The sequence below is a fragment of the Streptomyces sp. NPDC048142 genome (assembly GCF_043202835.1).
GTDB lineage: Bacteria > Actinomycetota > Actinomycetes > Streptomycetales > Streptomycetaceae > Streptomyces.
In genome coordinates this window covers 106,970-130,166 of sequence record NZ_JBIDBC010000006.1, presented here as the reverse complement: position 1 = coordinate 130,166, position 23,197 = coordinate 106,970, and the positions used below count along the sequence as shown (strand labels likewise).

Below are 23,197 nucleotides of genomic sequence, written 5' to 3'. Positions count from 1 at the left end.
GCGCCACAGACGCGCCACAGACGTCCCGGAGGTGCCGGAAGTGATCGTCTTTCGGACGTCCGGCGGCGAATGATGATGACGAGAAGGCCGCCGCCGTACGAGGATGTCCGCATGTCAGACACTTCGAGCAGCGCGCTGCCCCGTCAGGTCGCCGACGCCTACGTCGACGCCATCATCGAACTCGACCCCATCACGGGTACCTATCTGGGGGTGCCCGAAAGCTCGCGCCGGCTGCCCGACTTCTCACCGGCCGGTCAGGCCGCGACCGCCGACCTCATCCGCGCGACGCTGCGGGACCTGGACGCGGCGGAGCAGCGGCCCGGTGCGGACAGCGACGCCGAGCGGCGTTGCGGACGACTCCTGCGGGAGCGTCTGACGGCGGAACTCGCCGTGCACGAGGCCGAGGAGGGCCTGCGGACCGTCTCCAACCTGCAGTCGCCCGCCCACAGCGTCACCGAGGTCTTCACCCTCACGCCGACCGCGACGGACGAGGACTGGGCAGCGGTCGTGGAACGGCTGCGCGCCGTGCCCGCCGCGCACGAGGGGTACCGCGCCTCGCTCGCGCTCGGTCTGGAGCGCAAGCTGTACGGCGGACCCCGCGCGACCGCCACGTTCATCGGGCAGCTCACCGAGTGGGGCGGGGAGGGCGAGGGCGCGGCGTTCTTCGCGGAGTTCGTCGCCCCCGGCCCCGCGTCCCTGCGGGCGGAGCTGGACGAGGCCGCCCGGCTGGCGACGGCCTCGGTGCTCGCACTGCGGAACTGGGTGCGCGACGTGTACGCCCCGGGGATCGAGGGGGCTCCCGACCCGGTCGGCCGGGAGCGCTACGCCCGCTGGTCGCGGCTGTACAACGGCACCGACCTGGATCTCGACGAGGCGTACGCGTACGGCTGGTCGGAATACCACCGGCTGCTCGCCGAGATGAAGACCGAGGCCGAGAAGATCCTGCCCGGGGCCGGCCCCTGGGAGGCGCTCGCCCACCTCGATGTACACGGCAAGCACATCGAGGGCGTGGACGAGGTCCGCGCGTGGCTGCAGGGTCTGATGGACGAGGCGATCGAGGCGCTGGACGGCACGCACTTCGATCTCGCCGAGCGGGTGCGGAAGGTGGAGTCCCGCATCGCGCCGCCCGGCGGGTCCGCCGCGCCGTACTACACCGGACCCTCCGAGGACTTCTCCCGCCCCGGGCGCACCTGGCTGCCCACCATGGGCGAGACCCGATTCCCGGTCTACGACCTGGTATCCACCTGGTATCACGAGGGCGTTCCCGGCCACCACCTGCAGATCGCACAGTGGACGCACGTCGCCGACAGCCTCTCCCGCTACCAGGCGTCGGTCGGCATGGTCAGCGCGAACGCCGAGGGCTGGGCGCTGTACGCGGAGCGGCTGATGGACGAGCTGGGCTTCCTGCCCGACGCGGAACGGCGGCTCGGTTATCTCGACGCACAGATGATGCGCGCCTGCCGGGTGATCGTCGACATCGGCATGCATCTGGAGCTGGAGATTCCGGCGGACTCCCCGTTCCACCCGGGCGAGCGCTGGACGCCCGCTCTGGCCCAGGAGTTCTTCGGCAACCACAGCGGGCGGCCCGCCGACTTCGTGGAGAGCGAGCTGACCCGCTATCTGTCGATGCCGGGGCAGGCCATCGGCTACAAGCTCGGGGAGCGTGCCTGGCTGCTCGGCCGGGAGAACGCGCGCGCCGCGCACGGCGACGCGTTCGATCTGAAGACCTGGCACATGGCGGCGCTCTCCCAGGGCTCGCTGGGCCTGGACGATCTGGTGGACGAACTCTCCCGGCTCTGATCGAGGAGGGCGACGAGGGCGAGGAACGCGAAGACGGCAAGGACGCGCGGAAGCAGGGACGCGCGAAGCACGGAAGCACGGAAAGCCGGGGGGAGCCTGTCATGAGCGGCACGAGCGAGCGGAACGGATTCCTGTTCTGCGCCGACCCGTTGCGCCTCTCCCGGCCCGATCCGCAGTTCACCGGCGAGGTCGCGGCCGCGCGTGCGGCCGACGGCCGGATCGCGCTGCTCGATCATGACGCGCTACTCACGGGGGACGCGGCCGGGGCGGTGGCCCGGGTCGCGCGGGGCTCCGGGCCGTACTGGTACCGCGGCTGGATGATCCCCTCCGGCCGGTACGCGGAGCTGGCGGCGGCGCTCGCCGCCCGCGGCTGCACCCTGCTCACCGGCGCCGCCGGCTACCGCCGGGCGCATGAACTCCCCGGCTGGTACGAGCAGTTCCACGAACTCACCCCGCGCAGCGTCTGGCGCGCCACCGCTCCGGGGGCTCCACCGCCCACCGCCGACGAGCTGGCCGGGCTCGCGGCGCCCCTGGGGCCGGGACCCGGCATCGTGAAGGACTTCGTGAAGTCCCGCAAGCACGAGTGGCACGAGGCCTGTTACGTGCCGAAGTTCGTGGACCGGCAGCAACTGGCCGCCGTGGTCGGCCGGTTCATGGAGCTACAGGGCCCGTTCCTCGCGGGTGGGCTGGTGCTGCGGGCCTTCGAGCCGTTCGTCGCGGGCGGCGAGGCGCGGGTGTGGTGGGTGGACGGGGAGGCGGTGCTCGTCACCGCCCACCCGGACACCCCCGGCCGGACGCCCCTCCCCGAACTCCCGTCCCTGCGGGAGGCGGTGGGCCGTCTCGGGCTGCGCTGGATCACCACCGACCTGGCGTTGCGCGAGGACGGGGCGTGGCGGGTGGTGGAGGTCGGCGACGGCCAGGTCAGCGGGCTCCCCGCCGGGGCGGAGGCCGGGGACCTGTTCGCCGTGCTGGCCGCCTCCGGGGCCCGCTGACTCCCGCCCGCGCCGCACCGGCAGCAGGAGGACCGGCCGGTGACGGCGGCGTGCCGCGGTCTCAGCAGCCGCAGTCGGCGGCGTCGACCGGTGCGGTGAGCGGGTCGGCTCCACGCCGGTCGGGGCCCTCCCAGGTCTCGAAGGCGAATCCCTCACGTGCCCAGTACTCGAATCCGCCGAGCATCTCCTTGACCTGGTAGCCCAGTTGGGCGAGGGCCAGGGCCGCGCGGGTCGCGCCGTTGCAGCCCGGCCCCCAGCAGTACGTGACCACGGGGACGGCCGGGTCCAGCAGTGCCGCCGCCCGCTCGGGAATCAGGGCGGTGGGCAGGTGCACCGCCCCGGGAATGTGCCCCTGGTCCCAGGACGCGGTGGAACGGCTGTCCAGGACGACGAACCCGGGATCCCCGCCGGCGGCGAGCGCGGAGGCGACGTCGGAGACGTCCGCGTGGAAGGCGAGCGAAGCGCCGAAGTAGGCCGCCGCGGCAGCGGGAGAGGCGGGCGCGACGCGCAGGACGGGGTGGTCGGCCGTGGCCGTGATGTGCGAGGTCATGACCATGAATCTATGGCTGCGGAACGGGACCGGGAAGGGGAATCCCCCGGCACTCCTCTTGATTCTCCGGGGATTCCCCTGTTGCCTCGGAGGAGTGACCGACTATTCCCCGGACGCCACCGACTGGCGCATCCTCGACGTCCTCCAGCGCGACGGCCGAGCCACCTTCGCCGAGCTCGCACGCGCCGTCGCCATGTCCCCGAGCGCCGTGACGGAGCGGGTGCGGCGACTGGAGGAGCTGGGGGTGATCAGCGGCTACACGGCGGTGGTGGACGCGGAGCGGCTCGGGCTGTCCATCCTCGCCCTGGTGCGCCTGCGCTACCCGAACGGGAACTACAAGCCCTTCCACGATCTCCTGGAGACCACGCCGGAGATCATCGAGGCCCACCACGTCACCGGCGACGACTGCTTCGTCCTCAAGGTCACGGCCCGTTCGATGAAGCATCTGGAGGAGACCACCGGCCGGATCGGCGCCCTGGGCTCCGTCACCACCAGCATCGTGTACTCCTCGCCGCTCCCCCGCCGCGCGATCGGCCGCTGACCCGGTCGGACGGGGCTCCGTCCGGCACCCGGTCGGACGGGGCCCCGCTCATGCGAGGCGGTGGCGTACGGACGACCCCTGGCGCTCCTTCACCACTTCGAGCCGGACCGGGATCCGGCGGCGCAGGTCCGCGACATGGCTGACGATGCCCACGCTGCGGTCCCGCTCCCGCAGGAAGTCCAGCACGTCGAGCACCTCGTCCAGGGTCTGGTCGTCCAGGCTGCCGAACCCCTCGTCGATGAAGAGGGTGTCCAGGCGTACGCCGCCGGCCTCCTCGGTCACGACGTCGGCGAGGCCCAGGGCGAGGGCCAGCGAGGCGAAGAACGTCTCCCCGCCGGACAGCGTCGCGGTGTCCCGTTCGCTGCCGGTCCAGGCGTCGACCACATGCAGCCCCAGCCCGGCCCTGCGGCCCCCGGTGCGGGCGTCGGAGTGGACCAGCGTGTAGCGGCCGGAGGACATCCGCCGCAGCCGTGCGGTGGCGGCGGCGGCGACCTGTTCGAGGCGGGCGGCCAGGACGTACGCCTCCAGGCGCATCTTGCGTTCGTTGTCGGCGGACGTGCCCGCCGCCAGACCCGCGAGCCGGGCGATCCGCTCGTACTCCTGACGTACCGGGCCCAGCCGCCGCACCTCGTCGGCGGCCTCCCGGGAGAGCCGGGTCAGCTCCCCGCAGCGCTCCTCGGCTGCGGCGCGTGCGGAGGACGCCTCGCGCAGCAGCTGTTCCGCCGTGTCGAACCCGCCCCGTGCCGCCGATGGCTGGGCAGGGGGCTGTTCGGCGGCCTCGCGGGCGTCGCGTTCGGCGCGGCGGTCGGCGACCGCCGCGGCCTCGGCCTGCCAGGCGTCGACGCGGTGCTGGAGGTCGCGCTGGGCGGCGGCGTCGAGGAGGGTCGCCTCGGCGGCCTCCGGGGTGTCGAAGCCGGCCCGGAACGCCGCGTCGGACAGCCGGTCGTCGGCCTCCTTGCGCCGATGGGCCGCGTCCTGCTCGGCGCGTACGGCCTCGGCGGCCTCCGCGAGCAGTTCCACCCGGCGGGTGAGGCGTTCCGCGTAAGCGGCGACGGACCCGGACTCGCCCCGGACGGCGGCGAGTTCGTCCCGCAGCGCGGCCTGCTCACGGTCGAGCGCCTCCCGCCGGGAGGTGCGGGCGGCGGCCCGGCGTTCGGCCTGCTGCCGGAGTTCGAGGCGGCCGAGGTGTTCGCGCTCGGCGGCGTCGAGGGCCTCCCGGGCGGCGTGCGTCCCGGCGGCGAGGCGGTGCGCCTGGGCGTGCTCGGTGGTCAGCCGCTCGACGGCGTCGAGGAGTTCACCGACGGACGGGCCGGGGTCCGGTTTCGCCCCGGTATCGGCGACGAGGCCGTCGGTCTCCACGGCCCCGGCTGCCGAAGGACCGGCGACGGCTGCCGAAGGTTCCGCGTCGCGTGCCTCCGCGTGGGCGGCGGCATGGCGTTCGCGGACGAGCCCGAGGGCCTGTTCCGCGCGGGTGCGGATCTCCTCGGCGCCGCGGTGGGCGGTGAGGGCGGCCTCCTCGGTGGCCCGGTCGACATGGCCGTCGCCCTCGGTGGCGGGGGCCGGGTGCTCGGCGGAGCCGCAGACGGTGCAGGGCGTGCCGTCGACGAGACCAGCGGCCAGCTCAGCCGCGATGTCCCGCAGTCGCCGCTCCCGCAGCCCGAGCCAGGTCTCGTGGGCGTCGAGGGCCCGTTCGCGGGCCTCGGCGAGCGCCTGCCGGGCGGTTTCGGCCTCGGCGGCCAGGGCCTCGCGGCGGCGGGCGGCCTCCAGTCTGCGGCGGGCCGGGGCGAGGAGTCCGGCGAGTTGTTCGGCGCGGGTCGCGGCCTCCTGCGCCGTGGCGATGCGTTCCCGGAGCCCGGCGTGGACGGCGTCCCAGCCCGCCAGCCAGGCGTCCGCGTCCCGGACGGTCGCGTCGTCGGCGCGGGACTCGCGCTCCAGCCGGTCCCGTTCCTCGTCGATCTCCGCGCTGCGCGTCTCGGCCCGGCGGGCCGACTCCAGGCCGCCCAGCTCCTGCCGGAACCGGCGCTCCAGCTCGGCGAGTCGGCCGGGTCCCGCGTCGGCGAGGTCGGGCGGCAGTTGTGCCCTGGCCCGGTCGAGGGCGTCGGCCGCCCGGTGGTGGGCGCGCTCCGCCTCCTCGCGCAGGTCCAGTGCGGGGGCGACCCGGTCCGCCTTGCGGGCGCGTTCCAGCCGCTCCTGGCAGCGGTCGTGCTCGGGGCGGCGTTCCTCCAGCGCGGCGGAGCGCAGCCGGGTCTCCTCGTACCGCTGCTGGAGACGGGCCCGTTCACGTTCGGCGTCCAGGGCGTGGCGCGCCGCGCGCTGTCGGTCCTCGGCGCCGGTGACGACGCGGTGGGCGATGTCGAGCCGTTCGCGGGCCGTGGAACGGGCGATCGCGGCCCACTCCAGAACGGCTTCGGCGAGGCCCGGTTCGCCGGGCCGGAAGGCGATCGGCGTGGCCTCGGCGCCGGCGGGTCCGGCCGCCTGGGCGATGCGCTGGGCGAGGGCGAGGATCCGCTCGTCGGCGGCGGTGACCTTGGCTTCGGCGCTCCGGCGCAGTTCGGCGAGGCGTTCCTCGACGGCGGCGAAGCGGCGGGTGTCGAAGAGCCGGCCGAGGAGCTTGCCGCGGGCCTCGGCGTCCGCGCGCAGGAAGCGGGCGAAGTCGCCCTGCGGCAACAGCACCACCTGGCAGAACTGGTCCCGGCTCATGCCGATGAGCTGGGTGAGCTCCTCGCCGATCTCCTGGTGCGACGTGCTGAGGGCCTGCCAGCCTCGCTCGGGGTCGTAGCCGCGCAGTCGGCTCTGGGCCTTCTCCAGGGTGAAGCCGTCGCCCCGCTTCTTGGGGCGGGGCTGGGCGGGGCTGCGGGTGACTTCGAGGCGCCGGCCGCCGACGGTCAGCTCCAGCTGGACCTCGGTGGGCAGGCCGGCGGGGGCGTGGTCGCTGCGCAGGGAGGCCCCGGGGCTCTGCCGGGCGCCGGGGACGGCTCCGTACAGGGCGAAGCAGACGGCGTCCAGGACGGAGGTCTTGCCCGCGCCGGTGGGTCCGTGGAGCAGGAAGAGCCCGGCGGAGGAGAGGGCGTCGAAATCGACTTCCTGGGTGGCGCCGAACGGGCCGAAGGCGGTGATGCTGAGGCGGTGCAGTCTCACCGGGACACCTCGCGCACGGTGTCGTCCACCCGTACGTCGTCGAACGCGGCGCGCAGCACGGTGCGTTCGAGGTCGCTGGGGCCGCTGCCGCCGCGGACGTGGGCGACGAAGTCCTCGGCGATCTGGTGGTCGTCGCGCCCCTTGAGGCGCTGGGCGTAGGACGCCCCCGGGTCCTCGGGGGGCCGTTCGGGGTCGAAGACGAGGCTGAGGGTGTGCGGGAAGCGCCGGGCGAGGCGGGCCATGGGTTCGGCGGGGCGCACCGGGTCGGTGAGGGTGGCCTCGACCCAGGCGTGCTCGTGGCGGTCCAGGGCCGGGTCCTGCAGGAGGGTGTCGAGCCGGCCGCGGAGCCGGGCGAGGGGGCGTTCGACGGGGCAGTCGATACGTTCCTCGGCGGCGATGGCCCCGCTGCCGTCGAGGTCGATCAGCCACATGGTCTTGCGGTGGCCGGCCTCGGAGAAGGAGTAGGCGAGTGGCGAGCCGGAGTAGCGGACGCGGCCCGTGACCCGCTGGGAGCCGTGGAGATGGCCGAGGGCCACGTAGTCGACGCCGTCGAAGACCCCGGCGGGGACGGCGGCGACCCCGCCGACGGTGATGTCGCGTTCGCTGTCGCTGGGCTCCCCGCCCGCCACGAAGGCGTGCGCGAGGACGACGGATCGGGTGCCCTCGGCTCGGGTGGCGAGGTCGGCGCGGACCTGGTCCATGGCGGCGGTGAGCACCGCCTCGTGTCCGGCTCCGGCGGCCCGGAGGGTGTCCTTGACCAGGGCCGGTTCCAGGTAGGGCAGCCCGTAGAACGCCACGTCGCCGTGGTCGTCGGCGAGCACGACGGGGGTGGCACAGCCTTCGGGGTCGGTACGCAGATGGATCCCGGCCCGGTCGAGGAGCCCGGCTCCGACGCCGAGCCGGCGGGCCGAGTCGTGGTTGCCGGAGATCATGACGGTGGGGACGCCGGCGCCGGCCAGCCGGTGCAGCGCGTGGTCGAACAGCTCGACGGCGGTGAGCGGCGGGACGGCCCGGTCGTAGACGTCGCCCGCGACGAGGACCGCGTCCACCTCGCGCTCCCGGACGGTCGCCACGAGATGGTCGAGGTAGGCGGCCTGGGCGTCGAGGAGGGAGACGCGGTGGAAGGACCGGCCCAGGTGCCAGTCCGAGGTGTGCAGGATCCTCACGCCGCCACTCCACGGGATCCGGCCGGCAGCACCGTCGCTCCGCCGCATCCGGCCCGCATCGTCATTCCGCCGGTTCCGGCCTGCATCGTCGTCGTCCTCCACCCCGTGGGCCGCGTCGGCGGCCCGTGATCCCGCTCGGCACCGACCACGCTAACGCCGCAGGGCCGCCGAACCCGCATCGATCATGATTCCGGCGTGCGTGGGATTGCCCTCACGCCGTCCCGGCGGCGGTCACACATCGCCGTACGCCTCGCCGCCCAGCTCCAGCACGGCGGTCCCCGCGGTCGCGTCGGCCAGCCAGGCGGTGAACTCCCCGACCTCGGCGTCCGGCAGCCCGATGCCGATGGTGACGGCCTCGGCGTACCGCACCTCGCGGACGTCCCGCCCGGTGGCCCGCAGATCGTTCTCCAGCTTTCCCGCCCGCTGGTGGTCGACGCGGATCGTGGCGAGCCGGAAGCGCTGCCGGGTGATGGTGCCGAGCGCGTCGAGGGCTTCGCCGACCACTCCCCCGTACGCCCGGATCAGCCCGCCCGCCCCGAGTTTGACCCCGCCGTAGTAGCGGGTGACGACCGCCGCGGCGTACCGCACCTCCCGCCGCATGAGCATCTGGAGCATCGGGACGCCCGCGGTGCCGCCGGGTTCGCCGTCGTCGCTCGCCTTCTGTACGGAGGCGTCGGCGCCGATCACGTACGCGAAGCAGTTGTGCGAGGCGGCCGGGTGCTCCTTGCGGACACGGGCGATGAAGTCCTGTGCTTCCTGTTCGGTGGCGGCGGGGGCGAGGGAGCAGAGGAAACGGGATCGGTTGATCTCGCTCTCGTGCACACCCGCGCGGGCGACGGTCCGGTACTGCTCCTGCATCCGCCCACCCTATGCGCCGCCGGGGACAAGCGTTCCGGCGGGAATGGCGGGGTGGGGGCCGTCGGTTGTCCCGGCATGAGCGCAGACGACACGTACACGAACGACACCTACACGCACACAGACACAGAGACGGGCCCGGACACGGACGCCGCGACGATCAGGCGGATCCTTCAGGACACGGGCGATACCTGGGCGGTCGTGGGTCTGTCCGGCAACCGTTCGCGGGCGGCCTTCGGTGTGGCGGAGGTCCTTCAGCGGTTCGGCAAGCGGGTGGTGCCGGTGCACCCGAAGGCCGAGACGGTGCACGGCGAGCAGGGGTACGCCTCGCTGGCGGACATCCCCTTCCCGGTCGACGTGGTGGACGTGTTCGTCAACAGCGAGCTGGCGGGCGGGGTCGCCGACGAGGCGGTGGCGGTGGGCGCGAAGGCGGTGTGGTTCCAGCTCGGCGTGGTGGACCCGGACGCCTACGGGCGGACGCGCGCGGCGGGTCTTGACATGATCATGGACCGGTGCCCCGCGATCGAGATCCCGCGGCTGGGCGGGCACACCTGAGCGGCCCGGGTGTGGGAGGCGCCCCGGGGCGGGCAGGATCCCCGCCGTGGACGACGTACGCGACGTACTCGACGGGGCCCGGACGACGGCCGCTCTGACCGCGCTGGGCGTACGGCCCGGGGATGTGCTCCTGGTGCACGCCTCGCTGCGGTCGCTGGGGCCGGTGGCGGGCGGTGCGCGGGGCGTGCTGGGCGCGCTGCGCCGGGCCGTGGGTCCGCAGGGGACGGTGGTGGTCCCCGCCTTCACCCCGGAGAACTCCGACACCTCCCCGCACTACCGCGAGCGGGTGCGGGGCCTGAACGCCGGGGCCGTCGACGCCGTGCGCGCCTCCATGCCGCCCTACGATCCGTCGCTGACCCCCGCGCCGTCGATGGGCGCGCTGGCCGAGACCGTACGGACGGTGGCGGGGGCCGGGCGCAGCGCGCATCCGCAGACCTCGTTCGCCGCGCTCGGCCCCGGGGCGGCACGGCTGCTCGCCGGGCACCGGGCCGACTGCCATCTCGGGGAGGACTCGCCGCTGGCCCGGCTGTACGAGGCGGATGCCCGGATCCTGCTGCTCGGCACCGGCTACGCCACGTGTACGGCGTTCCATCTCGGCGAGTACCGGATGCCCGGTCCGCCGCGCCGGAGCTACCGCTGTGTGGTGGCGGCGCGGGGGGTGCGCCGGTGGTGGGAGTACGAGGATGTCGCCCTGGACGACGGGGACTTCGCCGCCCTGGGCGCGGCGTTCGAAGAGGCCGCCGTCGACGGTGACGTACGGGCGGGGCGCGTGGGCGCTGCCGCGTGCAGGCTCGTCCGGCTGCGCCCCGCCGTCGACTTCGCCACGGCCTGGCTCACGGAACACCGGACGGCGACGGTCCGCTGAGGCCGCCCGAGGGGTGGTTCGGACGCCCTCGAGGGGAAGATCAGACGCCCAGGCCCGCATCCAGGACCGCGCCCGGGAGGGCGGCGAGCGCCTTGCCGGGGACGACGATTTTGCCCCGCCGCTTGCCGCTGCCGATCAGGAACCACTCCTCGTCCACCACGGCGGGGTCCAGGCCGATGGGTGCGCGCATGGCGGCCACGCAGGCAGCGGCCGGTGCGCGTACGGCCGGGCGTCTCAGCGGACGGGCGGGATGGCCACGACCATGGTGAACACGGCTGGTTCGCCGCCCTCGTTGCGGTAGCCGTGCGGCACGTGCGCCTCGAAGGTCGCGGAGGTTCCGGCGGGGACGGGGTGGGTTCGGCCGTCGACGAGGAGGGTCAGTTCGCCCTCGGTGACATGGAGGAGTTCGACGGTGCCCTCGGGGTGCGGGTCGGAGGTGGTGCCCTCCCCCGGCATCAGCCGGCAGGTCCACAGTTCGAGCGGGCCACGGGCCTCGGCGCCGACGAGCAGGGTGGTGGAGCTGCCCGCGCCGGTGGACCACATGCGGACGGCCCTGTTCTCCGGGACCAGCCGGACCTGGGTGCCCTGCTCGTGGTCGAGGAGGGTGGTGATGCTGACGCCGAGCGCGTCGGCCAGTTTGACCGTGGTGCCGACGGACGGGTTCGTCCGCGCCTGCTCGATCTGGATGATCATCCCCCGGCTGACTCCGGCGCGGGCCGCGAGGGCGTCGAGGGTGAAGCCGCGCTCCCCCCGCCAGCGCTTGAGGTTGCGGGCCAGCGACTGGGTGAGCTGGTCGAGGTCGGACACGTACCGTCCCTGCGGTGGATGACTGATTGCGGATGGCTGGGTGCGGGTAACTGGGCGCGGAGTGGCTGAGCGCCGGTGGCTGAGTCGCGTACGGCGCATACCGGGGTCAAGAATATTGCACTGCCGTACGGTGCACTCCCTCGTGCAGGAAGCTGTACCGCCACCGCTGCCGTGTCCCGCTCTGCCCGCGTCACGGCGTGCCCCGTTACGGTGTGTCCCGCGCCTCGTCCGGTTCGGCGAGGGCCAGCAGCTGCTCGGGCGTGACGCCCTCGGGGATCGGCACGGGCGCGGGCGTGCGCAGGGGCGGCTGCCAGCCCTTCTCCGGGTCCCAGCTGCGTACGACGCGGGCGGGTGCCCCCGCGACCACCGTGTGGTCGGGGACCTCGCCCCGGACGACCGCGCCCGCCGCGACCACCACGTTCCGGCCGAGCCTGGCCCCGGGCAGGATCACCGCACCGGTGCCGATCCAGCAGCCGGGGCCGATCTCCACCGGCTCCATCCGGGGCCACTGCTTGCCCACGGGCTCGTGCGGGTCGTCGTAGCTGTGGTTCGTGGAGGTGATGTAGACATGCGGGCCGCAGTACGTGTCCGAGCCGATCGTCACCCTCGTGTCCGCGATCACATGGCTGCCGCGCCCCAGCACCACGCCGTCGCCCAGGGTGAGGACGGTGTCGGGCCCCAGGTCCAGGTCCGGCATCATTCCGGCGGTGAGCGTGACCTGCTCGCCGATGACGCAGTGCGCGCCGAGCTCGATCCACGGCTCCCCGAACACGGTCCCCTGCGGGAAGGCGAGCCGGGTGCCCGTGCCGATCGCGCCGAACCGCAGCCGCCCGGGGTGCTCGGCGGTGACCGCGCCCGCCCGCCGCGCCCAGGCCCAGCCGCGGTGGACCGCGCGGGAGGCGGCGCGGCGCGGCCAGCGGGCGAGGAAGGAGAACGTGTTTCGGTTCTTCGGCACGCGCTCACGGTAGTCTGCGGCGCGGTGGGCGATCCGTGCGGTGACCTGTGATGTTCGCCCCACTGCGCGGTGTGCGCCGGGAGCCGTCGCCTACCGTGTGGGTCGGCCCGATCTCATGGATCCGACCGATCCGACCGATCCGACCGGCCGACCGATCCGGGTGATCCGGGTGATCCGGCGGAGAGGGCCCCAGGAGCACCACACCGGCGCGAAGGAGCAGGCGATGGCGGAGCAGGCGTTGATCACGGGCATGGGCGGCAAGGAGCCGGACATCGATGTGGACGCGTTCGTGGCCCCGACCTCCGTGGTGATCGGCGAGGTGACGCTCGCCCCGGGCTCCAGCGTCTGGTACCAGGCCGTGCTGCGCGCCGACTGCGGTCCCATCACGCTCGGCCCCGACAGCAACATCCAGGACAACTGCAGTGTGCACACCGACCCCGGGTTCCCGCTCACCGTGGGCGCGCGGGTCTCGGTCGGCCACAACGCGGTGCTGCACGGCTGCGTGATCGAGGACGACGTGCTGGTCGGGATGGGCGCCACGGTGCTCAACGGCGCGCACATCGGCGCGGGTTCGCTAGTCGCGGCCCAGGCCCTCGTGCCGCAGGGAATGCGGGTGCCGCCGGGCTCACTCGTCGCCGGCGTGCCCGCGAAGGTGAAGCGGCCGCTGACCGCCGAGGAGCTGGAGGGCATCCGCTTCAACGCGGCCGGGTACGTGGAGCTGGCGAAGGCCCACCGCGAGGCGCACAGGGGCTGACGCCCGCATCGGGAGGCTGCCGCACCCGGGCCGCCGCCCCTTCCCCGTTCGGGAGGGGGCGGCGGCCCGGGTGCGTACGACGGTTCTCAGCCGTTGGGGCGCAGGGTCCACACGACGGTCATCTCGCCGGTGACCGCGCCGTCGGCGCGCCGGATCTCGATGGCGACGGGGAATTCCGGCCGCTGTCCGGCGTCCAGCTCGGCGACGACGTCGGCTATCGGGCGGCCGAGGGTCGCGGTCGCCGTGACCTCGCCCATGGCGAGCTTCTTGTAGCCGATCTCGGCCTTCACGGCGAGCGGCACGGCGCGCGACATCTGGTCGCCGAAGGCGGCGATGACGATCGCACCGCTGGCGGACTCGGCAAGCGTGAACATCGCTCCGGCGTGGGGTCCGCCGACGTGATTGTGGTACTCCGCCTGGTCGGGCAGCCGGACGACGGCACGTTCCGGGGTGGTCTCCAGGAAGTCGAGGTTCAGGGTCCGGGCCATCGGAACCGTCGCGACGAGCATCTCGCCCACGGTCATCTGTTCAGCGCTCATGCCCGAAGGTTACTCACCAGTAGGGCCGTTTGGCCATCCCCTTGTGACGGCTCCGGGCCCCTTGTGGCGGCTCTGGGACAGGGCGGCCGTAGAAGTGGCCGCACGGCCCATCTATGGTTACTGGCCATGTGGCCAGGAACGCAGCCGCCCGGGGGCGAGCAGAACCCGCAGGACCAGAACCAGAACCCGTACCAGCAGCCGGGGTACCAGCAGCCGAATCCCTACCAGCAACCGGGGTATCCGCCGCAGGGCCAGTCGGGGCAGCCCACTGAGCCGGGCTACGGATACCCGCAGGGCCCGCCGCCCGGCGGGCAGCCGGGCTACCAGCAGCCCAATCCCTACCAGCAGCCGACGGTGCCGCAGTACGCCGTCCCGGGGTCGCCCGGCGGGCGTAAGCCCGGCGACGACAAGAAGAAGACGACGATCGTGGCGATCGTCGCGGCGACCGCGGTCGTGATCGCGGCGGGCGTCACCGGTTTCCTCGTGCTCGGCAAGGACGACGACGGCGGCAAGACCGTCGCCGACGACAAGAAGTCCGCGTCGCCGAGCGCCGAGCCCAGCGAATCGGCCACCGGCTCCACGCCGGCGGAGAACCCGCGGGGCTCCGACAGCGACCCCAAGCCGCTCATTCCGGGCTGGAAGGTCGTCACCAACCCCAAGTGGGGCACGCAGTTCGACGTTCCCGGTGACTGGGAGGTCGCGAGCTCGGGGATGTTCTCCGGCTTCGAGGACGCCAAGGACCCCACCGGCCCGCCGGCCTCCGGCTTCTCCGCGCCCGCCTACTACAAGAGCAAGTGGTGCGTCGACGACTCCGACGGAGACGGCAAGGAGGAGGACACCGGGCTGGCCGGCGTCGGGACGAAGGGCGCCCGGGGCGCCAAGAACACCGACGAGGCCGCGACGAACGAGGCCGCCAACTGGGTGTGGGCCGGCTACGCCCAGCTGGACCCGAAGTCCAAGGTCAAGATCGGCAAGGCCAAGCCCTTCACCACCAAGTCGGGTCTCTCCGGCAGCGTCGTCCAGGCCACCGCCCTGGAGCTGGCCAACAAGGAGAAGTGCGACAGCGACGGGAAGTCGATCGCCTTCTCCTTCAAGAACGCCAAGGGTGATTTCTCGACCTGGATCCTCTACGCCGCCACCGGCGTCAAGGACGAGCTCCCGGACACCACCATCCAGCAGATCCTGAGCACGGTCCGCATCACGGGCCAGCCCGCCGACTGACACCCGCTCCGCATCGCGTTCCCGCCCTGGCCCGCCCGGTCCCACCCGCCCGCCCGCCGGGAGCCTCAGCCGACGCTGAAGGCCCCGTCGGGCGGTTCGGGCGAGGCGACCGCGTCCGCGTCGGCCACCGGGCGGGCCCCGCCGAGGAACCGGTCCAGCGCGCCGCCGTGGGTGACCCGGGCCGGAAACGCGTCGGCGGCGCAGCGGCGCACGAGCGGGTCCACGTCGATCGGCGCGTACGAGGCGAGGAGCACGACGTTGCCGAAGCGCCGCCCGCGCAGCACCGCCGGTTCCCCGATCAGGGCGAGTTCCGGGAAGACCGCGGCGAAGTTCGCCAGCTGGGAGCGGAGGAAGCCGAACGGCGCGCTGTCGGCCAGGTTGGCCGCGTAGATCCCGTCCCCGCGCAGCGCCCGGCCTGCGGCCCGCGCGTACTCGACGGAGGTGAGCTGCGCCGGAACCCGGGAGCCGCCGAAGACGTCCGCGATCAGGAGGTCGACGGACGCGGGGGCAGTCGCTTCCAGCCGCTCCCGGGCGTCGGCCGCGTGCAGGGAGATGCCGCTCCCGTCGGGCAGCGGCAGATGCTCCCGGACCAGCCGCAGCAGCTCGCGGTCCGCCTCCACCACGTCCTGCCGCGAGCCGGGGCGGGTCACCGCCACATAGCGCGGCAGGGTCAGCGCCCCGCCGCCGAGGTGCAGGACGTCCAGCGGCGCGCCCGGCTCCGCCGCGCCGTCCACGACGTGGGCGAGCCGCGTCACGTACTCGAACTCCAGGTGGGACGGGTCGTCGAGGTCGACGTACGACTGGGGCGCGTCGTCGACCGTGAGCAGCCAGGCCCGGTCGCGGTCCACGTCGGGCAGCAGCCGGGCGGTGCCGCAGTCGACCTCGCGGATGACGGGTATCGGCTCGTTCACGTCTCCATTGTGACCGGTGCGGACCGGTGACCGGTGCGGAACGGTGACCGGTGCGGACCGGTGACCGTGCGGACCCGTGACCCGTACGAAATGGGTGACCGGTGCGGACCGGTCCTCCGCAGCGCTGTCTGCCCGCCACCTCCGGGCGCGGGGGTGGCGGGCAGGCGGGCCGTCAGAGCAGTCCGGTGACCGTGCCCGCGCCGACCGTGCGGCCGCCCTCGCGGATCGCGAAGCCGAGACCGGACTCCAGCGGCACGTCACGGCCCAGCTCGACGGTCATCGTGACCGTGTCACCGGGGCGCGCGACGGCCGCCTCGCCGAGGTCGACATCGCCGACGACGTCCGCCGTACGGATGTAGAACTGCGGCCGGTAGCCGGTGGCGACCGGGGTCGACCGGCCGCCCTCCTTCGTCGACAGGACGTACACCTGGGCGGTGAAACGGCGGCTCGGCACCACACTGCCCGGCGCGGCCACGACATGGCCGCGGCGGACCCGGTCGCGCTCCACCCCGCGCAGCAGCAGCGCCACGTTGTCCCCGGCCTCGGCGGACTCCATCGGCTTGCCGAAGGTCTCCAGGCCGGTGACGACCGTCTCGATGTCCGCGCCCAGCACCGCGACCCGGTCGCCGACGCGGACGGTGCCGCGCTCGACGGCGCCGGTGACGACGGTGCCCCGGCCGGTGATGGTCAGGACGTTCTCGACGGACAGCAGGAACGGCGCGTCGGTGTAGCGCACCGGCATCGGCACATACGTGTCGACGGCGTCCAGCAGCCCTTCGATCGCCGCCGTCCAGCGCGGGTCGCCCTCCAGCGCCTTGAGCCCGGAGACCCGGACCACGGGGACGGTGTCGCCGCCGTACCCGTGCGCGGAGAGCAGCTCGCGGACCTCCAGCTCGACCAGGTCGGTCAGCTCGGGGTCACCCGCGTCGGCCTTGTTGAGGGCGACGACGATGTGGTCGACGCCCACTTGACGGGCGAGCAGGACGTGCTCGGCGGTCTGCGGCATGATCCCGTCGAGCGCGGAGACGACGAGGATCGCCCCGTCCAGCTGCGCCGCTCCGGTGACCATGTTCTTGATGTAGTCGGCGTGTCCGGGCATGTCGACGTGCGCGTAGTGGCGGGTGTCGGTCTCGTACTCGACGTGCGCGATGTTGATGGTGATGCCGCGCTGGGCCTCCTCGGGGGCCCGGTCGATCCGGTCGAAGGACACGTAGGAGGTACCGCTGCCGCCGCGCTCGCTGAGGACCTTGGTGATGGCGGCGGTGAGGGTGGTCTTGCCGTGGTCGACGTGACCCATGGTGCCGATGTTGAGGTGCGGCTTGGTGCGCACGTATGCCGTCTTGGACATGACTCGTTCCTTGAAGAACTCGAAGCTGAGAAAAGAAGACCCCAGGGCCCCGCCGACCCTCCCCTCACGGGGTCCGCCGGACTGTCGGGGGAGGGTCAGCTTCGGGCGCCGCCGATGGGCGCTGCGACAGCGGTGAACGCTGCTCCTTCCGCGACTTCTGCGGAGAGGGCGGCTGCGAGGGCCGCGTCGTTCACGGCAGCCTTCGGCGCGTCCGCGACTGCGGACTGCGCTGCGAGGAAGGCGTACCGGAACATGCCTCTGATCATGGCCGGGCGCGGCCGCCGCGTCGAACGGTTTTCGGACGGCCTTCAAAGGAGGAGCGCACCGCTCACGGCGGCCTCAGCGGCGTAGGCGCCGACGAACCGCTCCAGGACGGTGTCGGCGAGGGTGCTGTCCGGTGGGACGGGGGCGTCGGCGGCGGGGTTCACGCGACGTACATGACGACGATCATACGGCGTTTTCGGTTACTCTCCCCGAATGTTCGACCCCGTCCCCACCGCCCGGCCGGCCGCCGGTCCGGCTCCGCGCCTCTCCAGGGCGCTGCTGTCGCCGTGGTCCCGGTTCTCGCTGCTCGTGGTGGTCCTGCTCGGGGCCGCGTCGACGATGCTGCTGTTCGAACCACAGCGGCTGCTGGCGTCGGGCTGGCCGCCCCAGCTGACCGGGGGCACGGCCGCGATGATCTTCGGGCTCGCGTACGGGGCGCTGACGGTGGCGTTCGTGCCGCGCCCGCTGCTCAACATCGCCGCGGGCGCGCTGTTCGGCGCGCAGACGGGTCTGGCGGCGGCGCTGGCGGGCACGGTGCTGGGCGCGGGCGTGTCGTTCATGCTGGGCCGGGTGCTGGGCCAGGACGCTCTGCGGACCCTGCTGCGCGGGAGGCTGCTCACCGCCGCGGACGGGGTGCTGAGCCGGCACGGCTTCCGGTCCGTCCTGGCGCTGCGGCTCTTTCCCGGGATCCCGTTCGCCGCCGCCAACTACTGCGCGGCGACCTCCCGGATGGGTGTTCCGCCGTTCCTCCTGGCCACCGGGCTCGGGTCGATCCCGAACACGGCGGCGTACGTGATAGCCGGCAGCGAGGCCGCGTCGCCGACCTCACCCGTGTTCCTGGCCGCCATGGGCTTCATCGTGCTGTCCGGTCTCGGCGGGGCGCTGGTCGCCTGGCGCAAGCGCCACCGGCTCGGCCGGAACACGCCGGGGGGCTGAGCGCAGGGCCGCACGTGGACGACCGGTGCAGTCAGCCTGGCGTTTACTTTCAGGCGATACGCTGCCCGCGACCTCAATGTCCTTGACCGCACTCCTCACTCCTCACTCCGCGCTTCACCCCGCACTCCGCACTCCTCGCTCCGCACGCAGCCGACGGGCCCAGTCGTCCGTGGCCGATGCACGATCACTTCCGGGATGGCCAAAGCCCCATGAGCTGGTTCGAATCATTCGTCCTGGGACTGGTTCAGGGACTGACCGAGTTCCTGCCGATCTCCTCCAGCGCCCATCTGCGGCTGACCGCCGCGTTCGCCGGCTGGCACGACCCGGGGGCCGCATTCACCGCCATCAGCCAGATCGGCACGGAGGCGGCGGTGCTGATCTACTTCCGCAAGGACATCGCGCGGATCCTGTCGGCCTGGTTCCGCTCGCTGACGGACCGTTCGATGCGCGGCGACCACGACGCGCAGATGGGCTGGCTGGTCATCGTCGGCTCGATCCCCATCGGGGTGCTGGGCCTCACGCTCAAGGACCAGATCGACGGCCCGTTCCGCGATCTGCGACTGATCGCGACGACACTGATCGGCATGGGCATCGTCCTCGGCATCGCGGACCGGCTGGCCGCGCGCGACGAGGCGGGCGGCAAGCACCGCGCGGTGAAGGAGCGCAAGACGCTGAAGGATCTGGGCGTCCGGGACGGTCTGATCTTCGGTTTCTGCCAGGCGATGGCGCTGGTCCCCGGGGTCTCCCGGTCGGGCGCGACGATCAGCGGTGGTCTGCTGATGGGCTACACCCGCGAATCGGCCGCCCGCTACTCGTTCCTGCTGGCGATCCCCGCGGTGCTCGCCTCGGGTGCCTACGAGCTCAAGGACGTGGGAGAGGGGCATGTCTCCTGGGGCCCGACCATCTTCGCGACGCTGGTGGCGTTCGTCGTCGGATACGCCGTCATCGCGTGGTTCATGCGCTTCATTACCACCAAGAGCTTCATGCCCTTCGTGGTCTACCGGATCCTGCTCGGCATCCTGCTGTTCGCGCTGGTGGGAGCCGGTGTGCTGAGCCCGCACGCGGGCGAATCCGGCGGCTGAAACCGGGCCACACAGGTAGCGCTATCCAGCATTTGCTAGCGCCTGATTGCAGCACCACGCCATGATCATCTCCCACTTGTCTCCCACTCATCTCCCACCAGGGAGGCGGGATACGCCCTGTTAGGGCGTGTGCGTCCGCAAAGTAGGGGATGACACGGAAGGGCCCGCACGGCCGTGCGGGCCCTTCCGTGCAGAGGGTGGAGCGGGTCAGCTGAGGTTCATGTCCGGCCTAGGCCGCGACCCTCGCCACGAGGAAACGCAGCCGCTCATCCACCGTGTCCCAGGCATCGCCGGTGAGGTCGTCCAGTGCGGCGGCGGCAGTGAGGATGAGCAGGCCGAGGCGCGCCTCCACGTCCTCCCACGTATGCGTGATCTCGACCGCCTCACCACGCGCGCCGGTGCCCAGCGCGCCGTACACGGCGTTGGCGATGGCGCCCATGTCGCCGCTGATCGCGAGGACCTGGAGGAGCCGGATGTCCCCGGCCGCCGTGATCTCCTCCTCCACGCGGCCCTGGAGCTGCTGCTCCACCACAGTCGCGCCATCCCCGCTCACGCTGTCCAGGGCGACCACGGCCGTCACGATGACGTCCGCGAGTTCCTTCGCCACGTCCCCCCAGTCGTGGGACGCACCCTTGCGCGGGTTGGCGCCGAGCGCCCTGTGAAGGGCCTCCGCGACCTCCCCCAGTTCCTCAGAAATCTTGAGTACGCGCAGGAGCCGCGCGTCCTCCACCGACGTCGGGGCCGCGTCGAGCCACTTCCGCAGCCGCGTCACGTAGTCCCTGGTGTCAACCTTCACGCCGTCCTCCTCGGGTGGATTCTGCAGCAGGGTCAGAACAGCGCCGGCGCCGCGGCATCCGCCGCGGCCGGATCGGTCACGTCCAGCGGCGCCCCGGCGTTGAGCGCCAGGGCGACCGTCAGGGCAGAGTGGTCGGTGAGCCGGTCCTCGTCGGTCCGCGGCTCGTGCACGTACCGGCAGTCGGCCAGGCACCCAGCGAGGGGGCCGGAGACGTGGGCGAGGGCGGCGAAGACGGCGTGCGCGAGGTGGTGCTCGACCTCGGTGACCTGCCGGGGCCGGTGGTGGCCGAACAGGGCGGGGGCGAGGAGTTCGGTGATCAGCTCGGCGTCCGTGCAGATGTTGCTCGGCGTAGGCCAGGCCGGATTGAAGGCGATGGTGAGACCTCCGCATGCGGGCCCTCACCGACGCACAGGACTGGATCATCGCCTACCACCTGCCACCCTACGCGCCCAACCTCCATGCCTTCGAAGGCATCTGGCCCATCCTCCGCAGGACCACCCAGGCAAACACCGCCTTCACCGACCCCGATCACTCATCCGCCGGCTACGACACGGACTCCGTCGGATCCAATACCGTAGCGACATCATCAACGGATGCCTCACCGGCACCGGACGCACCCTGACGACACCACGACTGCGAGGTCAGCAGTGGGGCTGGTGGTCTGCTCTTGCCAGTGGTGGGCGACGGTGACCTCGGCCCGGGACAGGTGCAGGAGGTAGAGGGCGCGGGCAGCGGTGGCCGAGCCGGCGCCGACGGCGTTCGGGAACCAGAACTGGGCGCCCTCCATGCAGCCGGACAGGTGCAGGGCTCGCGAACTGTGAGGCTGAGGGCCGGCTGTGGCGCCAGGCATCCGCGTGCAGGGCGATCGGGGTGAACTCCGAGCTGTCGACCAGGTCCCGAGCGAGCCGGTCGAGGGCGCGGGCGGCCCGCACGTGGCAGGTCGCGTCCAGCACCAGCTGACGCTCCGCACGGCTCGACGGAACCCGGGAACCAGCCGCGGCACCGCCGTACGCCAGGGCACCACTTGCGGCCCCCTGCCCTGTGAGGAAAGGACGGGGCTACGACTGCGACCTCGACGACATCGCGAGCCTGGTGTCGGCCGACCTCGACCCGACGCTCAAGCTGACGTGCACCACTCCGCCGAAGCAGCTCGTCCATAAACCACGGCGCCCGGATCCACACCGAGATGATCACCGGCCTCCGGCTCGTCGGGCTCACACGGGCCGAGTGAGAGGTCCGGTCGCTCGACTATGCTGACACCAGCGTTGCGCCCGTGTCCGCGATCCGGGATGAGGGCCCCTGACCTCTTCGAGGCGCCTGGAGGAAGCCGTGACCGCCGAACTCCCCGACTGGATGATCCCGCCCAGGATCAGCGGCTGGGAAGCCGATGACCTCGACGGCCTCGCCCAGGCACCGCGGCACACCGAACTCATCGACGGAGCCCTGATCTTCATGATGTCGCCGCAGCGGTCCTGGCACGCCCGGCTGGTGGAGAACCTGACCTTCGCCCTGCGCCAGGCCGCCCCCGTCGGGTTCGACGCCGAGCGTGAGATGACCGTCCGGCTCGACAAGAAGAGCCGCCCCGAGCCGGACATCCTGATCACGACCGCCCCGTACGACCCCGACCGGACGTGGTACGCGCCCGAGGACGTCGCCCTGGTCATCGAGGTCGTCTCGGAGGAGTCGGCGGACCGCGACCGCTCCCTGAAGCCCTTCAAGTACGCACAGGCCAGGATCCCTCACTTCTGGCGCGTCGCGGACGAGGCCGGTGCCCCCACCGTCCACACCTACGAACTCGACGTCATGACCAGCAGCTACGTGGCCACCGGCATCCACCGCAACCGGTTGAAGGTCTCCGTCCCCATCCCCCTCGACATCGACCTCGACAGCCTCGTGCCCTGACTCTCTGCCGGACGCCGGGCCACGGCTTCGCGAGCTGGAAGAGTGAGCCGCCTCACGCCCCCCGGGGGCGAGGGTGAACGGTTCACGCAGCTCGTACCGGCCGGTGACGTCGCCGACCAGGTTGTCGGCGGTCGGGTCGAGGCGGGCGGCGGGGGTGAAGTCGACGCGGTCGAGGCGGGTCCAGACGATGTCGGCGCTGAAGGAGGACTCGCAGGCGTAGACGCGGTGAGTGAGCGAGGGTGCGCCAGATTGACATGGAGATGTTCGGGCGGGCCGCCTCCGTCGTGCCCGGCAGCGGCAGGGCGCCGCCGAACACCTCGTACCGTTTCAGATGGTCCAGCTGCTGATCAAGCGGCGGGGCGCGGGCCCGCCCGGGGCGCCGCGGTCGACCAGGACTGTCCCTTGAAGGTCTGGTTGATCGACTCGATGACCTGCCGCAGCGGCTTGCATAGATGCGCCCCGGCCCGCTCGGCTTCTCCCTTGCGGGCCAGCCGTAACAGCACCAGCTCACGCTCGGTCAGGTCCCGCTCGAACTCGCGGCCGTAGTAGTTCTTGTCACCGGTGATCGTCTGCCGGGAGTGGGAGGCCGTCACGTCCGGCGCGGTGTCGAGCATGTCGCGCAACGTCTCGCGCTCGTCGGCCTTGGCACCGGTCAGTGCGAGCAGCACGGGCAGCCCGCCGATCGTGCACACCTGGTGCAGCCGCAGTCCCCAGAAGTACCGGGAGTGCGACGAGCAATAGCCGTACTGCGCCCAGCCGGCCAGGTCGGAGCGCTTCGCGGTCTCTCGCGAGCAGCCACAGCCGACCGGGGTGGAGTAGACCCCCCAGACATCGTCGCTCCACAGCGTGGTGTCCGCCGCCAGGATCCGGATCATGCGGGTGAGCAGCGACGAGGCCGCTCGCAGCCGCTTGTTGTGGCCGGACTGGTCGGGTACGTAGGGGAACATGCCGCGGCAGTCCGCCGCGACACGGCGCAGCCAGCGCCGCTCGGAGGTGTAGCCGAGCAGCGCCGACATTACGGCGAGGGTGCGCAGTGCGGAGTCACTGAGCGTGGGTGCGATCCCGACCGCCGGGCGCCACGGGGCAAGTTCCGGCGAAGCCTGCAACGTGTCGTCGATCCGGACGTAGAGTGCCGTTGCCAGGGCGTTCAGGTCGTTCGTCACAGACTGACCATGGACGCCCTCGCCCCGTTATGTTTTTCGTGGTCCTGCAAGAGGGCC

General features: G+C 72.6%; 25 protein-coding genes. 10 read left to right on the top strand and 15 right to left on the bottom strand.

Annotated features, from left to right (window positions below):
* The first annotated feature begins 111 nt into the window (after positions 1–111).
* Positions 112–1,800, top strand: a complete 1,689-nt coding sequence (locus ACGF2Y_RS10675; protein ID WP_392944973.1) for a DUF885 domain-containing protein — start codon at positions 112–114, stop codon at positions 1,798–1,800.
* 101 nt (positions 1,801–1,901) lie between these two features.
* The gene (locus ACGF2Y_RS10670; RefSeq protein ID WP_392944970.1) at positions 1,902–2,792 is read left to right on the top strand and encodes an ATP-grasp domain-containing protein; all 891 of its coding nucleotides are present in this window, start codon (positions 1,902–1,904) and stop codon (positions 2,790–2,792) included.
* 61 nt (positions 2,793–2,853) lie between these two features.
* On the opposite strand, the gene ACGF2Y_RS10665 is transcribed toward ACGF2Y_RS10670, so the two are convergent.
* On the bottom strand, positions 2,854–3,348 hold the full coding sequence (locus ACGF2Y_RS10665; protein ID WP_392944968.1) for a rhodanese-like domain-containing protein: 495 nt from the start codon (positions 3,346–3,348) through the stop codon (positions 2,854–2,856).
* Positions 3,349–3,436: 88 nt separating this feature from the next.
* On the opposite strand from ACGF2Y_RS10665, the gene ACGF2Y_RS10660 reads away from it, so the two are divergent.
* Positions 3,437–3,883, top strand: a complete 447-nt coding sequence (locus ACGF2Y_RS10660; protein ID WP_392944965.1) for an Lrp/AsnC family transcriptional regulator — start codon at positions 3,437–3,439, stop codon at positions 3,881–3,883.
* A 48-nt stretch (positions 3,884–3,931) separates the two neighbouring features.
* Here ACGF2Y_RS10660 and ACGF2Y_RS10655 read toward each other — a convergent pair whose 3' ends face one another.
* The 3 genes from ACGF2Y_RS10655 to ACGF2Y_RS10645 form a co-directional block, all read right to left on the bottom strand.
* Positions 3,932–7,021 carry an AAA family ATPase gene (locus ACGF2Y_RS10655; protein ID WP_392944963.1) on the bottom strand — a complete coding sequence of 1,030 codons (3,090 nt, stop codon included), beginning with the start codon at positions 7,019–7,021 and terminating at the stop codon, positions 3,932–3,934.
* The gene (locus ACGF2Y_RS10650; RefSeq protein ID WP_392944961.1) at positions 7,018–8,187 is read right to left on the bottom strand and encodes an exonuclease SbcCD subunit D; all 1,170 of its coding nucleotides are present in this window, start codon (positions 8,185–8,187) and stop codon (positions 7,018–7,020) included. Before ACGF2Y_RS10650 ends, ACGF2Y_RS10655 begins: the two co-directional genes overlap by 4 nt.
* A gap of 231 nt (positions 8,188–8,418) precedes the next feature.
* Positions 8,419–9,045: a YigZ family protein gene (locus ACGF2Y_RS10645; protein ID WP_392944958.1), complete on the bottom strand. Its 627-nt coding sequence runs from the start codon at positions 9,043–9,045 to the stop codon at positions 8,419–8,421.
* A gap of 75 nt (positions 9,046–9,120) precedes the next feature.
* Between ACGF2Y_RS10645 and ACGF2Y_RS10640 the strand changes: the two genes are divergently transcribed.
* Positions 9,121–9,597 (top strand): CoA-binding protein, encoded by a 477-nt coding sequence (locus tag ACGF2Y_RS10640; protein WP_392944956.1) that lies wholly within the window; start codon positions 9,121–9,123, stop codon positions 9,595–9,597.
* A gap of 46 nt (positions 9,598–9,643) precedes the next feature.
* Positions 9,644–10,462, top strand: coding sequence for an aminoglycoside N(3)-acetyltransferase (locus tag ACGF2Y_RS10635; RefSeq protein ID WP_392944954.1), 819 nt, complete (start codon positions 9,644–9,646; stop codon positions 10,460–10,462).
* Between the two features lie 40 nt (positions 10,463–10,502).
* On the opposite strand, the gene ACGF2Y_RS10630 is transcribed toward ACGF2Y_RS10635, so the two are convergent.
* The 3 genes from ACGF2Y_RS10630 to ACGF2Y_RS10620 form a co-directional block, all read right to left on the bottom strand.
* Positions 10,503–10,652: a hypothetical protein gene (locus ACGF2Y_RS10630; RefSeq protein ID WP_392945351.1), complete on the bottom strand. Its 150-nt coding sequence runs from the start codon at positions 10,650–10,652 to the stop codon at positions 10,503–10,505.
* A 44-nt stretch (positions 10,653–10,696) separates the two neighbouring features.
* Complete coding sequence (locus tag ACGF2Y_RS10625) at positions 10,697–11,269, bottom strand: helix-turn-helix domain-containing protein (protein ID WP_392944952.1); 573 nt, start codon at positions 11,267–11,269, stop codon at positions 10,697–10,699.
* 205 nt (positions 11,270–11,474) lie between these two features.
* A complete protein-coding gene (locus tag ACGF2Y_RS10620) occupies positions 11,475–12,224 on the bottom strand; it encodes an acyltransferase (RefSeq protein ID WP_392944950.1) in 750 nt (249 codons plus the stop codon).
* A gap of 223 nt (positions 12,225–12,447) precedes the next feature.
* On the opposite strand from ACGF2Y_RS10620, the gene ACGF2Y_RS10615 reads away from it, so the two are divergent.
* Positions 12,448–12,978 carry a gamma carbonic anhydrase family protein gene (locus ACGF2Y_RS10615; protein WP_382152199.1) on the top strand — a complete coding sequence of 177 codons (531 nt, stop codon included), beginning with the start codon at positions 12,448–12,450 and terminating at the stop codon, positions 12,976–12,978.
* A gap of 86 nt (positions 12,979–13,064) precedes the next feature.
* Here the strand turns inward: ACGF2Y_RS10615 and ACGF2Y_RS10610 are convergent, their stop codons facing one another.
* Positions 13,065–13,502, bottom strand: coding sequence for a DUF4442 domain-containing protein (locus tag ACGF2Y_RS10610; RefSeq protein ID WP_392945343.1), 438 nt, complete (start codon positions 13,500–13,502; stop codon positions 13,065–13,067).
* 141 nt (positions 13,503–13,643) lie between these two features.
* Between ACGF2Y_RS10610 and ACGF2Y_RS10605 the strand changes: the two genes are divergently transcribed.
* Entirely contained in the window at positions 13,644–14,738 is a 1,095-nt protein-coding gene (locus ACGF2Y_RS10605; RefSeq protein ID WP_392944948.1) for a hypothetical protein, read from the top strand.
* 65 nt (positions 14,739–14,803) lie between these two features.
* Here ACGF2Y_RS10605 and ACGF2Y_RS10600 read toward each other — a convergent pair whose 3' ends face one another.
* The 3 genes from ACGF2Y_RS10600 to ACGF2Y_RS10590 form a co-directional block, all read right to left on the bottom strand.
* On the bottom strand, positions 14,804–15,649 hold the full coding sequence (locus ACGF2Y_RS10600) for a spermidine synthase (RefSeq protein ID WP_392944946.1): 846 nt from the start codon (positions 15,647–15,649) through the stop codon (positions 14,804–14,806).
* 172 nt (positions 15,650–15,821) lie between these two features.
* Positions 15,822–16,997 (bottom strand): elongation factor Tu, encoded by a 1,176-nt coding sequence (tuf, locus tag ACGF2Y_RS10595; RefSeq protein WP_392944944.1) that lies wholly within the window; start codon positions 16,995–16,997, stop codon positions 15,822–15,824.
* A gap of 95 nt (positions 16,998–17,092) precedes the next feature.
* Positions 17,093–17,251, bottom strand: a complete 159-nt coding sequence (locus ACGF2Y_RS10590; protein ID WP_392944942.1) for a hypothetical protein — start codon at positions 17,249–17,251, stop codon at positions 17,093–17,095.
* A gap of 223 nt (positions 17,252–17,474) precedes the next feature.
* On the opposite strand from ACGF2Y_RS10590, the gene ACGF2Y_RS10585 reads away from it, so the two are divergent.
* Both ACGF2Y_RS10585 and ACGF2Y_RS10580 read left to right on the top strand, forming a co-directional pair.
* Entirely contained in the window at positions 17,475–18,197 is a 723-nt protein-coding gene (locus ACGF2Y_RS10585) for a TVP38/TMEM64 family protein (RefSeq protein WP_392944940.1), read from the top strand.
* A 209-nt stretch (positions 18,198–18,406) separates the two neighbouring features.
* Positions 18,407–19,279: an undecaprenyl-diphosphate phosphatase gene (locus tag ACGF2Y_RS10580; protein WP_392944938.1), complete on the top strand. Its 873-nt coding sequence runs from the start codon at positions 18,407–18,409 to the stop codon at positions 19,277–19,279.
* Between the two features lie 229 nt (positions 19,280–19,508).
* Here the strand turns inward: ACGF2Y_RS10580 and ACGF2Y_RS10575 are convergent, their stop codons facing one another.
* From ACGF2Y_RS10575 to ACGF2Y_RS10565, 3 genes are all read right to left on the bottom strand, one after another.
* A complete protein-coding gene (locus ACGF2Y_RS10575) occupies positions 19,509–20,075 on the bottom strand; it encodes a MazG-like family protein (protein WP_392944936.1) in 567 nt (188 codons plus the stop codon).
* 32 nt (positions 20,076–20,107) lie between these two features.
* Positions 20,108–20,245, bottom strand: coding sequence for a hypothetical protein (locus ACGF2Y_RS10570; RefSeq protein WP_392944935.1), 138 nt, complete (start codon positions 20,243–20,245; stop codon positions 20,108–20,110).
* A gap of 428 nt (positions 20,246–20,673) precedes the next feature.
* Positions 20,674–20,862, bottom strand: coding sequence for a hypothetical protein (locus ACGF2Y_RS10565; RefSeq protein WP_392944933.1), 189 nt, complete (start codon positions 20,860–20,862; stop codon positions 20,674–20,676).
* Positions 20,863–21,428: 566 nt separating this feature from the next.
* Between ACGF2Y_RS10565 and ACGF2Y_RS10560 the strand changes: the two genes are divergently transcribed.
* A complete protein-coding gene (locus ACGF2Y_RS10560; RefSeq protein WP_392945341.1) occupies positions 21,429–21,977 on the top strand; it encodes a Uma2 family endonuclease in 549 nt (182 codons plus the stop codon).
* A 347-nt stretch (positions 21,978–22,324) separates the two neighbouring features.
* Here ACGF2Y_RS10560 and ACGF2Y_RS10555 read toward each other — a convergent pair whose 3' ends face one another.
* Positions 22,325–23,140 (bottom strand): transposase, encoded by an 816-nt coding sequence (locus ACGF2Y_RS10555; protein WP_392944930.1) that lies wholly within the window; start codon positions 23,138–23,140, stop codon positions 22,325–22,327.
* Positions 23,141–23,197 lie beyond the last annotated feature (57 nt).